Origin of the sequence: Streptomyces sp. NPDC057623, assembly GCF_042800355.1 — a bacterium.
Lineage (GTDB): Bacteria > Actinomycetota > Actinomycetes > Streptomycetales > Streptomycetaceae > Streptomyces.
Genome location: NZ_JBHVGZ010000007.1, coordinates 210047 through 226042 on the forward strand (window position 1 = coordinate 210047; position 15996 = coordinate 226042).

15 protein-coding genes and 1 pseudogene are annotated in these 15996 nt (G+C 69.7%); 3 read left to right on the top strand and 13 right to left on the bottom strand.

The window, feature by feature from the left end; all coding sequences use genetic code 11:
- Window positions 1-2: 2 nt before the first annotated feature.
- From ACFU95_RS10755 to ACFU95_RS10810, 12 genes are all read right to left on the bottom strand, one after another.
- Entirely contained in the window at window positions 3-1193 is a 1191-nt protein-coding gene (locus ACFU95_RS10755) for an MFS transporter (RefSeq protein ID WP_383824811.1), read from the bottom strand.
- Window positions 1190-2413, bottom strand: a complete 1224-nt coding sequence (locus ACFU95_RS10760) for an ATP-grasp domain-containing protein (protein WP_383824813.1) — start codon at window positions 2411-2413, stop codon at window positions 1190-1192. The genes ACFU95_RS10755 and ACFU95_RS10760 overlap by 4 nt, the downstream gene beginning before the upstream one ends.
- A 13-nt stretch (window positions 2414-2426) precedes the next feature.
- A complete protein-coding gene (locus tag ACFU95_RS10765) occupies window positions 2427-3440 on the bottom strand; it encodes a fatty acid desaturase family protein (RefSeq protein ID WP_383824816.1) in 1014 nt (337 codons plus the stop codon).
- Window positions 3440-4834 (bottom strand): methylaspartate mutase, encoded by a 1395-nt coding sequence (locus ACFU95_RS10770; RefSeq protein ID WP_383824819.1) that lies wholly within the window; start codon window positions 4832-4834, stop codon window positions 3440-3442. The genes ACFU95_RS10765 and ACFU95_RS10770 overlap by 1 nt, the downstream gene beginning before the upstream one ends.
- A complete protein-coding gene (locus ACFU95_RS10775; protein ID WP_383824821.1) occupies window positions 4828-5319 on the bottom strand; it encodes a cobalamin B12-binding domain-containing protein in 492 nt (163 codons plus the stop codon). The genes ACFU95_RS10770 and ACFU95_RS10775 overlap by 7 nt, the downstream gene beginning before the upstream one ends.
- Before the next feature lie 82 nt (window positions 5320-5401).
- A complete protein-coding gene (folE, locus tag ACFU95_RS10780) occupies window positions 5402-6016 on the bottom strand; it encodes a GTP cyclohydrolase I (protein WP_383824823.1) in 615 nt (204 codons plus the stop codon).
- A gap of 1 nt (window position 6017) precedes the next feature.
- Window positions 6018-6689: a 7-carboxy-7-deazaguanine synthase QueE gene (locus ACFU95_RS10785; RefSeq protein ID WP_383824826.1), complete on the bottom strand. Its 672-nt coding sequence runs from the start codon at window positions 6687-6689 to the stop codon at window positions 6018-6020.
- A 135-nt stretch (window positions 6690-6824) separates the two neighbouring features.
- Window positions 6825-7187, bottom strand: a complete 363-nt coding sequence (locus ACFU95_RS10790) for a 6-pyruvoyl tetrahydropterin synthase family protein (protein WP_383824828.1) — start codon at window positions 7185-7187, stop codon at window positions 6825-6827.
- A gap of 3 nt (window positions 7188-7190) precedes the next feature.
- Entirely contained in the window at window positions 7191-7862 is a 672-nt protein-coding gene (locus ACFU95_RS10795) for a 7-cyano-7-deazaguanine synthase (protein WP_383824829.1), read from the bottom strand.
- Between the two features lie 10 nt (window positions 7863-7872).
- Window positions 7873-9129, bottom strand: a complete 1257-nt coding sequence (locus tag ACFU95_RS10800) for an ATP-grasp domain-containing protein (protein WP_383824832.1) — start codon at window positions 9127-9129, stop codon at window positions 7873-7875.
- Window positions 9130-9163: 34 nt separating this feature from the next.
- A complete protein-coding gene (locus tag ACFU95_RS10805) occupies window positions 9164-10261 on the bottom strand; it encodes an acetyl-CoA carboxylase biotin carboxylase subunit family protein (protein ID WP_383824835.1) in 1098 nt (365 codons plus the stop codon).
- Between the two features lie 1027 nt (window positions 10262-11288).
- Window positions 11289-11684, bottom strand: a complete 396-nt coding sequence (locus tag ACFU95_RS10810) for a RidA family protein (protein WP_383824838.1) — start codon at window positions 11682-11684, stop codon at window positions 11289-11291.
- A gap of 96 nt (window positions 11685-11780) precedes the next feature.
- Between ACFU95_RS10810 and ACFU95_RS10815 the strand changes: the two genes are divergently transcribed.
- Entirely contained in the window at window positions 11781-12752 is a 972-nt protein-coding gene (locus ACFU95_RS10815; RefSeq protein ID WP_383824840.1) for a helix-turn-helix transcriptional regulator, read from the top strand.
- A gap of 24 nt (window positions 12753-12776) precedes the next feature.
- Here the strand turns inward: ACFU95_RS10815 and ACFU95_RS10820 are convergent, their stop codons facing one another.
- Entirely contained in the window at window positions 12777-13475 is a 699-nt protein-coding gene (locus ACFU95_RS10820) for a B3/4 domain-containing protein (RefSeq protein ID WP_383824843.1), read from the bottom strand.
- A 252-nt stretch (window positions 13476-13727) separates the two neighbouring features.
- Between ACFU95_RS10820 and ACFU95_RS10825 the strand changes: the two are divergent.
- Together ACFU95_RS10825 and ACFU95_RS10830 are read left to right on the top strand one after the other, a co-directional pair.
- Window positions 13728-14297, top strand: a pseudogene (locus ACFU95_RS10825) (RNA polymerase sigma factor); the annotation flags it as partial.
- Window positions 14298-14333: 36 nt separating this feature from the next.
- Entirely contained in the window at window positions 14334-15980 is a 1647-nt protein-coding gene (locus ACFU95_RS10830) for a CHAT domain-containing protein (RefSeq protein WP_383825003.1), read from the top strand.
- Window positions 15981-15996 lie beyond the last annotated feature (16 nt).

Consider the following 15996-nt stretch of genomic DNA (forward strand, 5'->3'; position numbering starts at 1 on the left):
CGTCATTCGGCCACGACCCGAGGCGTGATCCGTTCGGCGAAAAGGGCCAGGCCCGCCCCGAGGAGGGCGAAGAGAGGGATCAGGACCATGCTCCGGCCGAATCCCAGGGCGCCGAGCCCATAGGCACCGGCGGCCTGGCCGAGGGCGCTGCCGCCCTGAAGGGCCGCGCCCACCCACGCCTGTGTCTCGGCCGCGCTGCCGGCCGGTGAGAACTCCGCGGTCTGTCCGTACAGCGCCACGAAACACGGGCCGAAGGCCATCCCCACGGCCATCACCAGCACGACGGTCAGCACGGCGTGGCCGGCGCCGGACACCGCGAGCAGCGCCCCTGCCGCGCTCAGGTAGAGCAGCAGCGGTGGCAGCCGGCCGACCCGCGCCGCCTGCCCCGGGGACAGGGCGCCCACCGCGAGACCTCCCGCGATGCTGCCGACGGACAGCACACTCACCAGCACGCTGCCCAGCAACTCGCCGCCGTGGGAGGCGAGGATGACCTCGACCCCGCCGACCGCCGCCGAGAAGAACAGCGTGCAACCGAGGAGGAGGCGCAGCGGGGGGCTGGCCAAGGACCCCTTCCAGCTCCGCCCGGCGGCGTCGGACTTGGCCGGCTCCCGTCCCTTCAGGGCGCGGAGCAACAACACCGTGGCCAGCGTGCTGGCCAGGACGCTCGCCACCATCGAGGCCGACGGGGCCAGCATCGAACTGATCACGCCGACCGCCATCGGCCCCAGGATGAACCCGACGTCGGCCAGGACCGCGTCCAGCGCCAGGGCCGTCGACCGGTTCTCCTCGGATGTGACGAACCGCCACATGACCCGGGTCACCACGCCGACGGGAGGAGCGGCGACGCTCGCCCCCAGCGCCGCGGCGAAGGTGATCGACAGCGGGCCGTGGGCGCTCTCGTTGACGAGGAGCAGGGCGACGAGCACCGCGTGCAGCGCGAGCACCGACCACAGCACCGGCGCGTACCGTCTGCGGTCCAGCAGCCGCCCGCGGGCCGGGGCGGCGATGCCGCCCAGCGCCGAGACGGCCGCCACCGCGCCCGCGGTCGCGTACGAGCGACCGGGGGCGACGGTGAACAGCAGGCTCAGGGAGAACATCGAGCCCTGGAACTTGCTCGTCAGTGCGGCCGTGCCACAGCCCAGCATGCCCGGTCCGGACAGGAGTCGCCGGTAGCGCGCGAGCCCTCCCCTCATGGCGCGGGTGACGTCTCGGCCGTGCGGACGATGAGCCGGCCGACCGCACGGCGTGCTCGGTGCAGTGCCTCGTCGGGGGTGTCGCCCACGGCGATGACGGCGCCGGCCCGGTCCGAGGAACTGCGCAGCTCCGCGATGACGTCGCCCTGCGACGCGGTCAGGTAGGCCTCGGTCACTCCCTCCTCCGAGAGTGCCTCCCGCACACCGCCGCGCTCGGTCACCGTTCCCGGAGGCGGGGTGAGGAACCACGTCGCGGCGGCCCCCGACGCGTCCTGGGGCAGCTTCAGGTCCAGCGGGCGGCCGGACAGCCAGTCGAAGGTGAGTTGCTGGACGTCCACTCCCGTGGCCAGCCGCACCAGCTCGACGATTCCGTCCCCGCCGGGCCGGGCGTGGGTCTCCACCACGCGGGGCCCCCGGTCCGTGAGCACCAGTTCGGTGTGCCCGGGGCCCTCCTTCAGGTCCACCGCGTCCAGACAGGCGAAGACCTCGGCGGTCATGGCACGCACGGTGTCCGGGGACACGCGGGCCGGGACGACGTGTCCTGTCTCGACGAAGTTGGCGCCCTTGAACTTCTCCGTCACCGCCAGGAGATGGTGCTCACCGGCGGCGGAGAACGTCTCGACACTGAACTCGGGCCCCTCCAGGTACTCCTCCGCGATCCACGGGCCGGGATCGGCCTCGACGGTGTGCGCGAGGGCCGCGTCGAGGCTCTCCTCGTCCGGTACGAGCGTCACGCCGCGACTGCCCGTGCCGTCGACGGGCTTGAGGACGAGGGGGAAGCCGGATCCGGCGGCGAACTGCCTGGCCTGGTCGGCGGTGGTGACGCGCGCGGCCGCGACCGGGACGGTCCGGGAGTCGCGCAGGACGTCCCGCATCACGGCCTTGTCATGGACGGCCCTGGTGGTCCAGGTGGTGTTGGCGAGCAGTCCGAGTCGTTCGTTGACGACGGCGACGGCTTCGATGTACAGGTCGCTCACCGTGATCGCCACACCGAACGGCCGCTCGGCATGGGCGGCCAGAGCCGCGGTGATCACCGACTCGGCGTCGCCGGTGTCGACGAGCGTCACCGCGTCCGCCTCGGCGTCGAGCCAGTCCGGCGCCCTGTCGCGCACGCCCAGGTAGTGGACGTGCAGTCCCGCTCGGCGGGCGGCCTGGGCGGCCGAGGGATGGCGGCCACCGACGATCAGAACGGACGACACCGCGGGGCTTCTCAGGGTCATCGCACACCTTCTCCTAGGAACTAGAGGACACGGCTCGGGGATTCTCGAGCAGACGTCGGCGCATGCGGATGCGCCGGGCGTAGTCCGGGTCTTGGGCCATGAGTGTGGTGTGCACCCGGCGCAGTGAGTGATGGGGGATACCGGGCCACAGGTGATGCACGGTGTGGTAACCGTCGGCGTGCGGATGGATCAGCACCCGCTGGACGAGCCCCACGTTGGTGATGGTGGCGTCGAAGACCGTGTCGCAGTCGGAGTAGACGTGCTCGTCGCTCTCCGCGACCAGACGCAGGACCGGCAGGACGACGAACGCCGAGGCCAGCCACAGCACTCCGGCGAGGACGCCGGCGCCCGGGCCCGCGAGCAGCGCTGTGGGCAGGGCCGCGCAGAGCACGCTCCACAACAGGACGCCCGCGGTCGCGAGCAGGTCCGTCTTGACCTCGCGAAGCCAGCCGATCTGGTAGCGCGTGATCCTGACCGCCACCGACGAGACGAACGCCCGCGGCGAGGTCCGCCGCAGTGCCTCCAGGTCGAGTTCGGCGTAACGCCGCCGGTCGGGGTCCTCCGAGGTGCCGAACCGGCCGTGGTGGCGCAGATGGCTCTCCCGGTAGGCGGAGAGCCTGCCGCCGGTCGGCAGTCCGGAGAACAGCCAGCCGAGGACGTCGTTCCATCCGCGGTGGTGACGTGCCCAGTTGTAGTGGGAGGCCTCGTGCGTCAGGTTCTCCAGGGCGCGCAGCTGTCGTGCGATGAACAGGCATCCGACGAGCGCGGCCGGAACGGACAGCAGCGGGTGCGCGGCCGTCAGGAGCCAGGCGCAGACGGCGGCGGTGGCCAGGGCGGTCACCGCGTCGGTCAGTGCGCAGGCCACGGTGAGTACGGGCCGGGTGCGATGGGCGGCGGCGATGTCGCCGCGCAGTTCGGGTGGGAGGCGGTAGCCCTTGCGGTACGGCTTCTCCGCCGCGGGCCGGGCGGCGGCCTCGGCCCGCCCGTCGGCCGCCGACGGTGCGGGACTTATGGAGTCGGTGTTCATCAATCCCCCGTGGACAATGGAGCGGCAGCCCGTCCCTCGTCTTCCACAGTCGTCATCACGTGCTGTCCGGGCGTGGGAGCAGGGACGTCGTAACGCCGCTGGATGTAATGGAGCATGTGTAGGAGGCCGGCCGAGGTCAGCTGCTCGCGTGCCGACGCGGCGGGGCGCGGCAGGGGCATGGCGCCGACGTCCGCCCAGCGCAGGCGTCCCAGGTCGTCGATGACGGCGCGGGCCCGCTGCGCGTTGTCGGGGTGCAGGCAGTAAGGGATGTCCAGCGTCCCCAGGCGGAACGCGTGCCCGAGCGCCTTGCCGACCCGGGGGTGGAGGGCCAGCGTGTGCTCCACCAGGGCGGCGGCCTCGCGGTAGATGCCGGTGTCGGGTACCGGTTCCGCGGCGGTGGCCAGTGCGCGGGCTTCCCGGGCGGCCTGTGCGGCGTACTCCAGGGAGTGGACGTTCTCCTCGACGGTGGGGATCCGGTGCGCCTCGGCGGGTGTCTTGACGATGAGGCGCTCGGCTCCGCCCGTGACGGCCAGCCGTGCGCTGTCCCCGAGGAGTGCCAGAGCGCCGTTCCGGGTCTCCGGGAAGACGCCCATGTACGTGTAGAGCACGAGGTGCCAGTCCATGTCGGACAGCAGTTCACCGGCCAGGCGGCGCAGGGCGGCCAGGGCCTCGCGGTCCTGTTCCGGACTGGTCTGCTGCGCGTAGCTCAGGGAGACGCTCCGCAGCCCGTGCTGGCGGAAGAACAGGCACTCGAGGACGCTCATCGCGATCAGCACGCTGGGCGGGCAGAGCTGGCCGAGCATGCACCCGCCGAAGCTCTCCAGGTGTGCCGCGGCGCCGGGCCGGGAGGCCGTCGCCAGCAGTTCGCAGCACTGGGCCCAGGCGTCGACGGATTCGTCGAGCGGTGTCCGGCTGTAGGGGAGGCAGTAGGAGACCGGACCGCCCTCGGTCGCGGTGAGTCCTGCCTCCGTGAGGCTCTGGAAGATGGCGTGCGGCAGGGCGGAGCCGTGCCGCACCTGCACCGGGAAGCGTTCGGACCGCAGTCCGTCCAGCATCCGGCGTGTGACGGTGGGGCCGTGGGCCACGAGGGGGAAGCCGTTGAGGTCGGCTTCCCCCACCAGCGCACGGCGTGCCGAGGCGTGGTCGCCCACGCGGGTGAAGCTGTCGACGGTGACGGTTCCCACGGTCACCGCGTGACTGTCGCGTACGGCCGTGAGCCCGTCCCGCATCCGGGCGACAGTGCCGAAGCCCATGCGCGGCTGTACGACGAGTTCACCGCGCGCCCGCGCACGGGAGACGACGGCGGGCAGCCCGCCCAGCGCCGCCGGATCGGGCCCGGTCCGCACCCCGCCCGTTTGGGCGGGAGGGGCCGGCTGGTCGGCGGGGCTCAGCATGCCGTGACCGTCGTCGTCTCCACGGCATGCCCGTTCCTGCCGAGCATGGTGAGGTAGCGCTGGAATTCCATGATCCCGGCCTCGGCGCCGAAGACGGCGTCGAAGCCGGCGTCCAGCAGCTTCTGGTGGAACCGTGCGTTGCCGATCCCATGGATGCCCAGCTTCCCGCCGATGACGGCGGGCAGTGTCGCGAGCGGCCCGCCGGCCTCCCGCAGCGTACGGATGAGCCGTACGCCGTCGAGGTGGCCGTGCCCGTTCACCGTGCTGATGACGAGGGCGTCCGGGCGCCAGGTGACGCAGTGCTCGAGGATCAGTTCGTCCGGGGCGCAGGGCCCCAGATTCCTTACGTGATGGCCGCTTTCCTCGATGAAAAGCTGAAGGTAGATCAAGTTCCACATGTGGGCGTCGGACGAGACGCCGGACAGGAGGATCTTCTTCGGGCCATCGAGGTGTCGCGATCCACGAGGGGCGACTGCCCCCGTCATGAGAACTCCTCTACTGGGCAACGAATCCACTGGCAACGAACCCGGATGTCGGCAGCGCGAGGGGGGGCGGGCGCCCCCTGCCTCAGTGGCGCAGCGAGGCGCCGGCCGAGTTGGCGAGCGTCAGCAACTCGGTGCGCTGCGGACCGTCCTCACCGAACACACCGCGCATGACGGCCGACGTCATGACGGCACCGGTCCTGATGCCCCGCATGGTCATGCAGAGGTGCTCACCGCGGCCGATGACGGCCACGTCCTCGGAGCCGGTGATCGAGGAGATCTCGTCGGCGATGTCGGCGACGAGCCGCTCCTGCACCTGGAGCTTGTGGGCGTGCTTGTGGGCGACACGGGCGAACTTCGACAGCCCGAGCAGCTTCTTGTTGGTGCGGTAGGAGACCGTCAACGAGCAGTTGAACGGCAGCAGGTGGTGCTCGCACAGCGACCACACCCGCATGTCGGACACCAGCACCATCTGGTCGTCCGCCACGCTGTCGAAGACGGTCTCGATCTTCCCGGCGTCGTAGTTGACGAACTCGCGCCACCACTTGGCGTAGCGCCGGGGGGTGTCGAGGAGGCCCTCACGGTCCGGGTCCTCACCGATCTCGACGAGCAGTCGGCGGGCCAGTTCCTCGAGCGGGTCCGCGGTCTGGGCGACGCCGTTGACGGAGGTCGCCGCGAGGTCTTCAAGTTCCATAGTCATGTCAAACTCCCCGTTTTTCTCCCCAGGCCAGGACATGGAGCCTGGTGGAGAGATTCCAGTTGCGCCGCACGACCTCGTCGGAGAGGTCTCCCAGATGGCGGCTGATGTCAGTGACGTTCTTGCCTTCCGGCATGATCCAGATGGGACCGATACCGAGGTCCTGCGCCAGCTCGGCGACCTCGTCGAGGTCGTCGTGTGATCGGCACACGAACTTGAAGGCGACCGCGGGTGTGGTCGCGAGCTTGCGCAGCGCGACGGGTTTGATCCTGCGGTGTTCGGGGTCCCCGGCGTGCGACAGCTTCGGGGAGACGTTGAAGCGGATGCCCAGGTCGATCAGTTCGTCGTCCGGTACGACCGTTCCGTTGGTCTCCACCTCGACGGAGATGCCGCGGTTGCGCAGTTCACGCACCAGGGGCAGGATCCGCCTCTGCTGCTTCAGTGGTTCTCCCCCGCTGATGACGATGAGGTCCACGTCCATCGCCAGCAGGTCATGGAGCACGTCGGCGGGCCCCCGCGAGGTGAGCTCGACCCGGGGGTCGTAGGCCCGGCCCTCGTCACTGACGCCCTTCCAGTCCCAGGTGTAGGGGGTGTCGCACCAGTGACAGGAGAGGTTGCAGCCGCCCAGGCGGAGGAATCCGCACCGCTGGCCGGCCGAGGGGCCCTCACCCTGCACCGTGGGGCCGAAGATCTCGTTGACGACGATCTTCGCCGCATCCGCGAAAAGTTCGGCCTCTTCTGCCGGCTCTTCGCTTTCCGCTGTCTCTGCTGTTTCTTCGAGAGTGTCGATGACAACGCTCCGTTCATGTCCTCACGGACGGAATTCGGCCCAGGTCTTGGGCGTTTCGGAGACGCGGACCGCGGAGAGCTCGGGAATGCGCTCGGACCAGATCTGGTGGATCCAGTGCGCCATGTTCTCCGCCGACGGGTTGCGGTCGCGGATCACCTCGTTCAGGTGCCGGTGGTCGAGCTCCGCGTCGATCCACTTCTTGAAGTCGCCGAGCTCGCCGTAGTCGCGTACGAACCCGGGCTCGGTGAGCTGGTCGTCACCGCAGCGCAGCTCCAGCTGCACCGTGTAGTTGTGCCCGTGCAGGCGGGCACACTGATGGTCCTCCGGGAGGTGGCCGAGCCGGTGGCTGGCCGAGAACTGGAAGTCCTTGGTGATGGTGAACATGGGTCAGGCACTCCTGTACTGGGTGGGATCCGACACGTCGGATTTCTGGAAGGCCAGCTGCCGGTCCTGGCAGGCGGCGCACAGCCCGCACTGCAGGTCGTAGTTGTTGAAGCAGCTCCAGGTCTCCTGCCACGGCACCCCGAGCCGCTCGCCGAGATTGATGACCTCGTGCTTCGGCATGTCGATGAAGGGCGCCACGACCTCCAGGCCCTCGGGTGCGTACCCGGCGGTGGCCACGCGCTCCATCGTGTTGAAGGCGTCGATGAAGGCACGCGAGCAGTCGGGCGCGGTCGCGTCGTCGCCGGCCACGGTGCCGATGGCGACCTTGTCGGCCTTCTCGGCGGCCGCCCGCCCGAAGGCGACGGACAGCAGGATGACGTTGCGGTTCGGCACGACGTTGACACTGCCGGGGGCCGTGTAGTGCTGGTCGGGGACGTCGACGCTGCTGTCGGTCAGCGAGTAGCCGGGCAGCATCGTGGCGATGTTGCGCAGGTCGACGACCTCGTAGTCGGCGCTCAGCCGATCAGCCGTGCGCTGCGCGAACTCGTGTTCCTTGCGGTGCCGCTGGCCGTAGTCGATGGACAGCATCAGCAGGTCGTTTCCCTGGTCCACCAACTCGTGGGCCAGGACGACGGAGTCGAGTCCGCCGGAGACGATGGCGACTATCCGTGCCATGGAGACACACCTAACTCTCTTGTCCGGCGAGTTCGATCACCGCGATACCGCGGATCTCGTCGAGGGTTCGGATGACGTCGTTCCGCGTGGCGCCGGACACCCAGACGCCGAGCGGAATGGTCTTCGTGTTGCGGGTTACGGGGACCTGGTCGCCCGGCTGGTAGGTGACGAGCAACTTGTCCACGCCGGGAAGCGCCTCGATGACGTCCAGGCCGTGGATGGCCACGAGCGTTCCGGGCCGTTCCTCGTTGCAGATGGCGCTGGCTCCGCACACCGCGTGGAAGGTCGGGGCGTCTTTGAGCAGCCTGGGCTCGGAGCCGTCGTCCAGATAGAAGTCGAGCGCGTCGTGGAAGGGCCGGATGTCACTGTTCTGGGTCCACTGGTCGGTGATGGGACCGCCGGGCAGCCGGGCACCGGTCTCGATCAGGTAGATGCCGTCGGCCGCGCACTTCACCTCGGTGTGGCTCGGGCCGCTGCGGATGTCCAGCGAGTCCAGCACGGTCGCGACGAACTCCGCGACCGGCTGCCAGTCGGGGTCGTCCGCGTCCAGTTGGACGGAGCCCCAGTACGGCAGGTCGTAGTCCGCGTCGTCGGGCCTGCGGTACTCCCACATGTCCACGACGCGGTGCTGACCGCCGAAGCTGAAGCAGTTGACGGCGATCTCACGGCCCCGGACGTATCGCTCGACCAGCCACTCGGTCACCTCCCAGCCGAACAGGTCGCGCCGCTCCTGGTCCTCCAGGTGTCGGGCGGCCTCCGCGTCCGGCAGCAGGGTGACTCCGTGCGATCCGGCCCCTGTGGTCGGCTTGAGGATCGCGGGGAAGCCCGTCTTCCCGGCCGCGGCCGGGACCTCGTCGAGACTGTGCACCAGGTGGAACTCCGGCACCCGCACGCCCGCGGCCTGGGTGACCCGGCGCATCTCGGCCTTGTTGCGGCGGGCGCGGGCCAGCCGGGTCCCGTTGCCGGGCAGGCCGAGTTGCTCGGCCACCTGCTCGGCCAGGTGCACCGCGGACTCCATGGCCGGCACGACGCCGCGGATCCGGTACGGCAGGTCGGCCAAGCGGGCCAGCACGTCGGCGGCCTCGGAGGCGTACACGCTCGCGTCGTCGCCGTCGGCGTGCGAGGGCCAGCGCTCCCGCAGTTCGGTCGGCTCCACCGTGTAGACGGAGACGATGGCCAGGCCGCGGTCGCGCACGGCAGGCTTGTAGTTCGCGCCGGTCTTCACCGGGTCCAGCAGGAGAACGGCGTCTTGTGTCAGTGATTCCATGGCTCGCCTGTGGGTTGGGAACGGATGGGGCGCGTCACACGACGGGGGGCGCGTCGTCCAGCGGGGTACCGACGAGCTGGACGTGCTTCTCGGCCACGGCCCTGGCCTCGTCGCAGGCTTCGGGCGTCCCCGCCACGGTGACGACGACGGCGTAGCGGCCGCGCACGTGCTCGCGCGGCGGGATACGCAGCGTCCGGCCCGGGCCGACCAGCGGGATGATCCGGTGCACCTCGGCCGGCAGGCCGCCCTCGGTGACCTCCAGCGTGTCGACCACGAGATCGGTGACGGGGTAGAGGAAGTCGATCTGCGCGGTCCGCTCGGGGAGTTCGTCGGACGTCGGGCGGATGCCCTGGGCGAGCCGGGCGGCCACCGTGCCGTAGTCGACCCCGGTGGCCAGCTGAGCGGTGTAGGGAATGAGGTCGCCGCCCAGCCGGGCGTTCACCTCGATGACCTTCGGTCCCTCGGGGGTCAGCCTTATCTCCGTGTGGGTCATGAGAGTGGACAGCCCGAGCGCGCTGTGGGCCGCCTGAAGCACGCCAACGATCTCCGGATCGTCAAGAAGGGGGTCGCGGGCGCTGATCACATGTCCTACTTCTTCGAAGTAGGGAGCGAACCCGGTCTTCTTGCGCGCGACGAACAGCGGGTACACCGTGCCGTTGTGACAGGCCGCGTCGATGCTGATCTCCGGCCCGTCCGCGAACGACTCGACGAGGACGCCGTCCTCCAGGCGCGGGAGTTCGGAGAATTCCGCGCTGCGCGTCGACGCGTACGCGGTGGGCAGGGCCTCGGGGTTCTCGACCAGCGCGACGCCCATACTGCCTGCCAGCGCACGTGGCTTGACCACCACCGGATACCCGATGGAGGCGGCCCGAGCGGCGGCCTCCTCGACGGAGGACACCGCGTACGAGCTCGGCTGGGGGACCCCGGCGGCGGCGAACCGCTGCCGGGTGAGGGCCTTGTCGCGGCACGCCACGACCGCTTGCGTACCGCCGCTCGGCAGGCCGAGCGCCTCGGCCACCGCCGCTGCGACCGGCACCCGGATCTCGTCGTACGACAACACCCCGCGGATGCCCAGCCGTTCGTTCAGCTCGCGGGCCGCCCGAATGGTCGCGGCCGCGTCGAGCGTGTCCACCCGAGTGCTGCCGACGATGTAGGGAGATTCCCAGGTTGCCTCACCGGCCGAGAAGAGCCACACATCACAGTATTCGGATATGGAGCGCAGCAGATATTCCCGCCAAATGAGCGACCCGCTACCGATGACCAGAAGTGGAGACTTCTTTGCCGATCCTTGGGTAATCGCTGTCATGCGGGCCTCCCATGAAACCGGGCAAGGCCATCACATTCCCCTCCCCCGTTGCCTTCTTGTCCCGGTGATCACCGGTACCGGGAAAGCAGAACACGAAATTTCAGAGGGCGGCAAGGAATTTGAGCTTGGCTTGAGGTGGCCGTGCGCCAGAACCAGCCACCTGGTACGGGGAGTCGGACATGTCCGCCCCTTCCATGGTGAAAAGTTGCACCACAACCGGCCTCGCTGGATGCCGGTGCGAAGAGTGGCACGATTTCGACACGATGGAATTCAATATTCCGCGTATTCAGTGGCTGGAAACCGCCATGGATTGACGGCCGAACGTCACGCGGCCGCAACAGATGGAGGTCGACTCGGCGACTACGGACGGTCGAATTCGCCCGATTGTTTACGGATTTATAGATTCTGTACACCTCTGAGGGCAAGCATCGACGCTCTCCGCAGTGCGCGAGGCCGAAGCGGGAACCGGACGCGCGATCAGATGTCGTTCACATTTAAGTAAGTCCTGACTGCGCCCTGGAGAAGCCGGACGAAAGCCACCGACCTTCACTTTCGGGACATGCCCGCCGGCCTCTCTCAGGCTTCTCCGGTTACGAACAATCAGCCAAGAGGCGAACTGCGGATGCCGGTCCGGCACAAGGACTCCGCCACAATGCCGCAACGCCGGTTGGCAAAAGCAAACTTCTGCCGGGATTTCCCGAATCCGTCGACGATCCGCGCACTCGGGTGCATCGGGCATCGACCTCTCGACAGGAATGCGTTACTCCGCTTGAGGCGCTGCACCAGTTCCTCCGAACCACCCGGCCGCCGAACTCCGTCCCACGTTTTCGAAGTTCCCGTACGATTACGGACGTCACGCGACGGCGGTCCCCTCCAGTTCGACCATCTGCCCGTGGATCGCCAGCCGTGTCACCCCGAGCATGGTGGTGGTCGGCGCCACCCCGGCGGCGCCCAGCCGCGACGCCAGCACTCCGTAGTGCGTGAACAGCAGATCGACGTCGGTGGTGTAGACGTTGAGCCGGACGACGTTCGCGAGCGACATGTCGGCCGCACCGAGCACGGCCTCCAGGTTGTCGAGGCTCAGCGCCAGTTGCGCGGCCATGTCACCGTCGTGCCGGGGCTTGCCGTCGGCGCTCATCGCGGTCTGTCCGGAGCAGTACAGGGTCCGGGTGTGCCCGGAGACGACCTCCCCCTGGTTGAACCCCATCTCCACCGACCACGTCACCGGGTTGACTGCCGTTCGTTCCACTGCCACATCAGCTCCATTCGATTCGTCGACGTCGGTGCTGACGAGCCTTCCAAGGAATCACGACATCCTTGGTCACGTATTCGATAGCGTGCTCGTGTGCGCGCCGATCGGCTGGTCTCGCTGGTGTTGCTGCTGCGTCAGCGCGGTCGGCTGACCGCGGACACGCTGGCCCGCGAGCTGGAGGTGTCCACCCGTACCGTGCTGCGCGACATCGAGGCGCTGTCCGCGGCCGGTGTCCCGGTCTACGCCGAGCGCGGCCGGCACGGCGGGTTCGGGCTGTTGCCCGGCTTCCGCACCGAGCTCACCGGGCTGAACCACGACGAGGCCCTTGCCCTGCTGACCGCCGGATCGGCGCGCGGCGAGCGGGTGTTCGGCCTCGGCTCGGCGCTCGCGTCGGCCATGCGCAAGGTGGTTGACGCGCTGCCCGAAGGCCATCGGACCACCGCGAGCGACGCGGCCGGACGTCTCCTCGTCGAGCCGGAGACCGACCTGCTCGCACGCCGACCGGTCACCGAGCATGTGCCGGACACCGCGATGATCGAGATCCGGCACGCGGTGCTCGCCGGACACAAGCTGCGCATCCACTACGCGGCCACGGACCAGACGCCACAGTGGCGCACGGTGGACCCGATCGGCCTGGTCACGGTACGGGACCGGGGCTATCTGCTGGCCACGCGAGCCGGCGCGGACCGCACCTACCGGCTGTCGCGGGTGTCGGCCGCCGAGAGACTCCCCGAACCGGCACAGCGACCGGAGCGGGTCGACCTGGACCAGGTCTGGCGGGAGCGCTGCGCGCAGTTCCTGTCCAGCGACCATGTCGCCGTGCTGGCACGGGTGAACCCTGAGCGGCGGGAGGACCTGGTGAGCACCGCGGTGGCCGTCCGCGCCGCGGAACCCGAAGCCGGCGGATGGCTGCGGCTTGAGGTGACGTTCCAGGATCTACGGCATGCCGAGTGGGCGCTGTGGCAACTCGGCACGGACGCCGAAGCCCTGGCCCCGGCGCCGTTGCGCACCTCCCTGCGCGACCGCGCCGCCGCGCTCGCCGCCCGCTACGAGGACTCCCCCTGAGAGCCGGTCAGGCTTTCGGCCCGCCTACCTCGAAGCCGGGGCGTGCACCTCGATACGGGCGCCGGGGCTGAACTTCCCGAGAACCTCGGCCAGTTCGGCAGCAGCCGTCTCCAGGTCGGCGACCGGCATCGGCGCCAGACTCTCCAGCAGGAAGACCCCGGACGTCGTCTCCTCGGTGAGGCGCGTGCGCGGGCCCTGGCGCCAGTTCCAGCGGCGGCAGGTCACACCGGCGTCGTCGCACCACACCACCTCGCCCACGTCAGGGTGTTCGACGCTCTTCTCGCCGCCGGTCACGGTCACGAAGTCCTCGTCGCCCTTGGCGCACACCAGCCGCATCCCGCCCTCGATGCGGTCGATGTCCTCGCCGCCCACCGGGATCAGGTGGGCCACGCTGATGGCGTTGTAGAGGTCCACCAGCAGGTTGATCCGGGGCAGACCGGCGTCGGACAGCGCTCGCTTGGCCAGCGCCTCGGCCGAGTTGCGGGTGCGCGAGGGCTTGGAACCAAAGGCTGTGTACGTCTCCCGCCAGGCGACCATGTGCGGGTCCTCGTGCGGAGCACGGCCGTCCAGTCTGGTGGCGAGACGGCGAGCCGCGTCGTCGAGGAACGCGGCACTCTCCTCGGTGCTGGGCCCGTTGACGAGGTCGTACGCCTCGATCACTACATGGGTGAAGCCGGGCGCGAGGGTGCGAACCTCGTCGGACACGGTGAGCGTGAACGTCATCTGTATCGCCTCAGGAGGTGCTGGGAGCCTTTTCACAGGTGCGACCGGCCTGGGACGGTTGTCACGGCGCGGGGCGGCCGCGACGGATCACCCTACAGGACCGGGTCAATTCTGCTCAGGGCAAGCAGGATTGCTCAGGGGAAGCAGGATCTCTCGGTGCACAAGGCAGCGCGTCACGGCGCCGGGCCGTAGTGCCGGCGGAACCGATCCTTCCAGGGCGTACGATGACTGGCCCTACACGAGGGGGAAGCCGTGGACCGAGGACGAGTCGGCGCGCTGGTCCAGTCCGCTGCCGACGGCGACGCGGCCGCCTGGAAGGCACTCGTGGAGGGGCTCAGCCCGCTGGTGTGGTCCGTCGTACGCGCACACCGGCTCTCCGACGCCGACGCCCACGAGGTGTACCAGACCGTCTGGTTCCGCTTCGCCCAGCACCTCGGGCGGATCCGCGAACCCGAGAAGGCCGGGTCCTGGCTCGCGAGCACCGCACGACACGAATGCCTGAAGGTACTCAAGAGCCTGAGGCGGCTCACCGTGACCGACGATCCCCAACTGCTCGACCGGGTCAGCGCGGACCGTACGCCCGAACAGTCGCTCCTGGACTCCGAGGAGGCCACCGCCGAGTCCGAGCGGATCCGACAGTTGTGGCAGGAGTTCGAGGCACTCGGCGAGCGATGCCGCCAGTTGCTGCGCGTCCTGATGGCCTCGCCGCCGCCCAGCTACCAGGAGGTGTCCGCCGCACTGGGCATCGCCGTGGGCAGCATCGGACCGCTGCGCCAGCGCTGTCTGCGCCGACTGCGGGCCAGACTCGACGCACGCACGGCCAGAGTTCGCAGTCGCGGCGACAGCGCTGGTGTCGCCGTGGATCCCGAGCGGTCCGAGTTCCGGCGGGACCTCACCCTCGATCGCCACATCAGCGGCTCTCCCCCAGCCGCCTCCACGCGGCCCGCGCCCTCCGAAGACGTCCCGGTCCGGGATTCCGGTCCCGACGCCCTTGGCGTCATCGATCCCGGTGGCGGGGACGCCTCCGGCCCTCCCGACGACGGCCTGCGTGTCGGACCGGCGCAGCCTTTCGAACCTCGCCGTCTGACCGTCGAACTCGCCGAGCAGGCGCCGCCGGGCCGCGAGGTTCCCCTGCAAGTACAGGTCACCCGGGATTCCGGCGACGTCGGCGTGCGGTTGCGGGCGTTCCGCATCCCGGTGGACGGCGCGCTGCTGACGATTGCCGTGCATGCGCCTGGCCTTCTCGCGCTCGGCGATCTGCAGCAGGAGCTCGTCGTCCGCCCCGGGCGCGATTCCGATGTGCTGCGGTTCGGCCTGCGGACCATGACGACCGGTCTGCACACCGTCACCGTGCGGGCGTTCCGCGCGGGTACCTTCCTCGGTGAACTCCGCACGCAGATCTCCGTACAGGAGGACGTGCCCGCGCGCGACGGCCCCACGCGCAACACCACGCTGACGACCCTGGCCTTCGACCCCGGGGAAGTGACGCTTCAGGTGCTCAAGGGGGCGAACGGCGCCTACAGTTTCCAGCTGCTCGGCGAGACGACGTACGCCCCGGAATCCTTCCGGCTCCTGGCCGGAGATCCGCACAGCGTACGAGAACGCATCTACGACGAGCTCCGGCGTACGGCCGCGAGTGCCGGCCCCGGTGGCGGCGGTGACCCGGAACAGGCACGGAAACGCCTGCGCAACCTGGGCGTGCAGCTGTGGGCCACCGCCGTACCCGACGCCGTTCGGCGACAGTTCTGGGAGGAGGCCGGACGGGTCACCGCGCTGACGGTGCTGGGGGAACACGACATCGTGCCCTGGGAGCTGCTCTATCCGCTGGACGGACAGCACGAGGGCGAGGGGTTCCTCGCCGAGTGGCTGCCCGTGGTCCGCAGGGTGTTCGGGCAGGACCGGGTGCGCACGCTGTCACTGGGGCGCGCGGCGTTCGTCGTGCCGCCCGGTTCGCCGCCCGAGGCGGACCAGGAGATCGCCGCCCTGCGCGCCAGGCTGGGCGCGGCGGTGGCCGACGGCGGAACGCTGACGCACCGCGCCTCCGTGAGCGATCTGATCGACGCGGGCTTCACCGGGCTCCTGCACTTCGCCTGCCACAACACCTTCACCAGTGCCGGTTCCCATGTCGCCATGCCCGACGGCCCCTTCGACCCGATCGACCTCGCCTACGCCACCCAGTCGGGTGCCCTGCGCGCCACCCACCCCCTGGTGTTCTTCAACGCGTGCCGCAGCGCCGGGGAGATCAAGTGGTTCTCCTCCACCCTGGGTTGGGCTCCGCAGTTCCTGCGGGCCGGGGCGGGCGCCTTCGTCGGCACGCTGTGGCCCGTGCGCTCTGATTCCGCGCTGCGTTTCGCCGACCACTTCTACGGCCACTTCGTCACCCGGGGCAGGACCCTGGGCCAGGCGTCGCTGGACGCACGCCGGGCCATACGGCATCAGGGCGGGGACCCCAGCTGGCTGGCGTACGCCGTGTACGGCAGCCCGGCGGCACGGGCCGTCCCCTGATCGACGGCACGCAGGT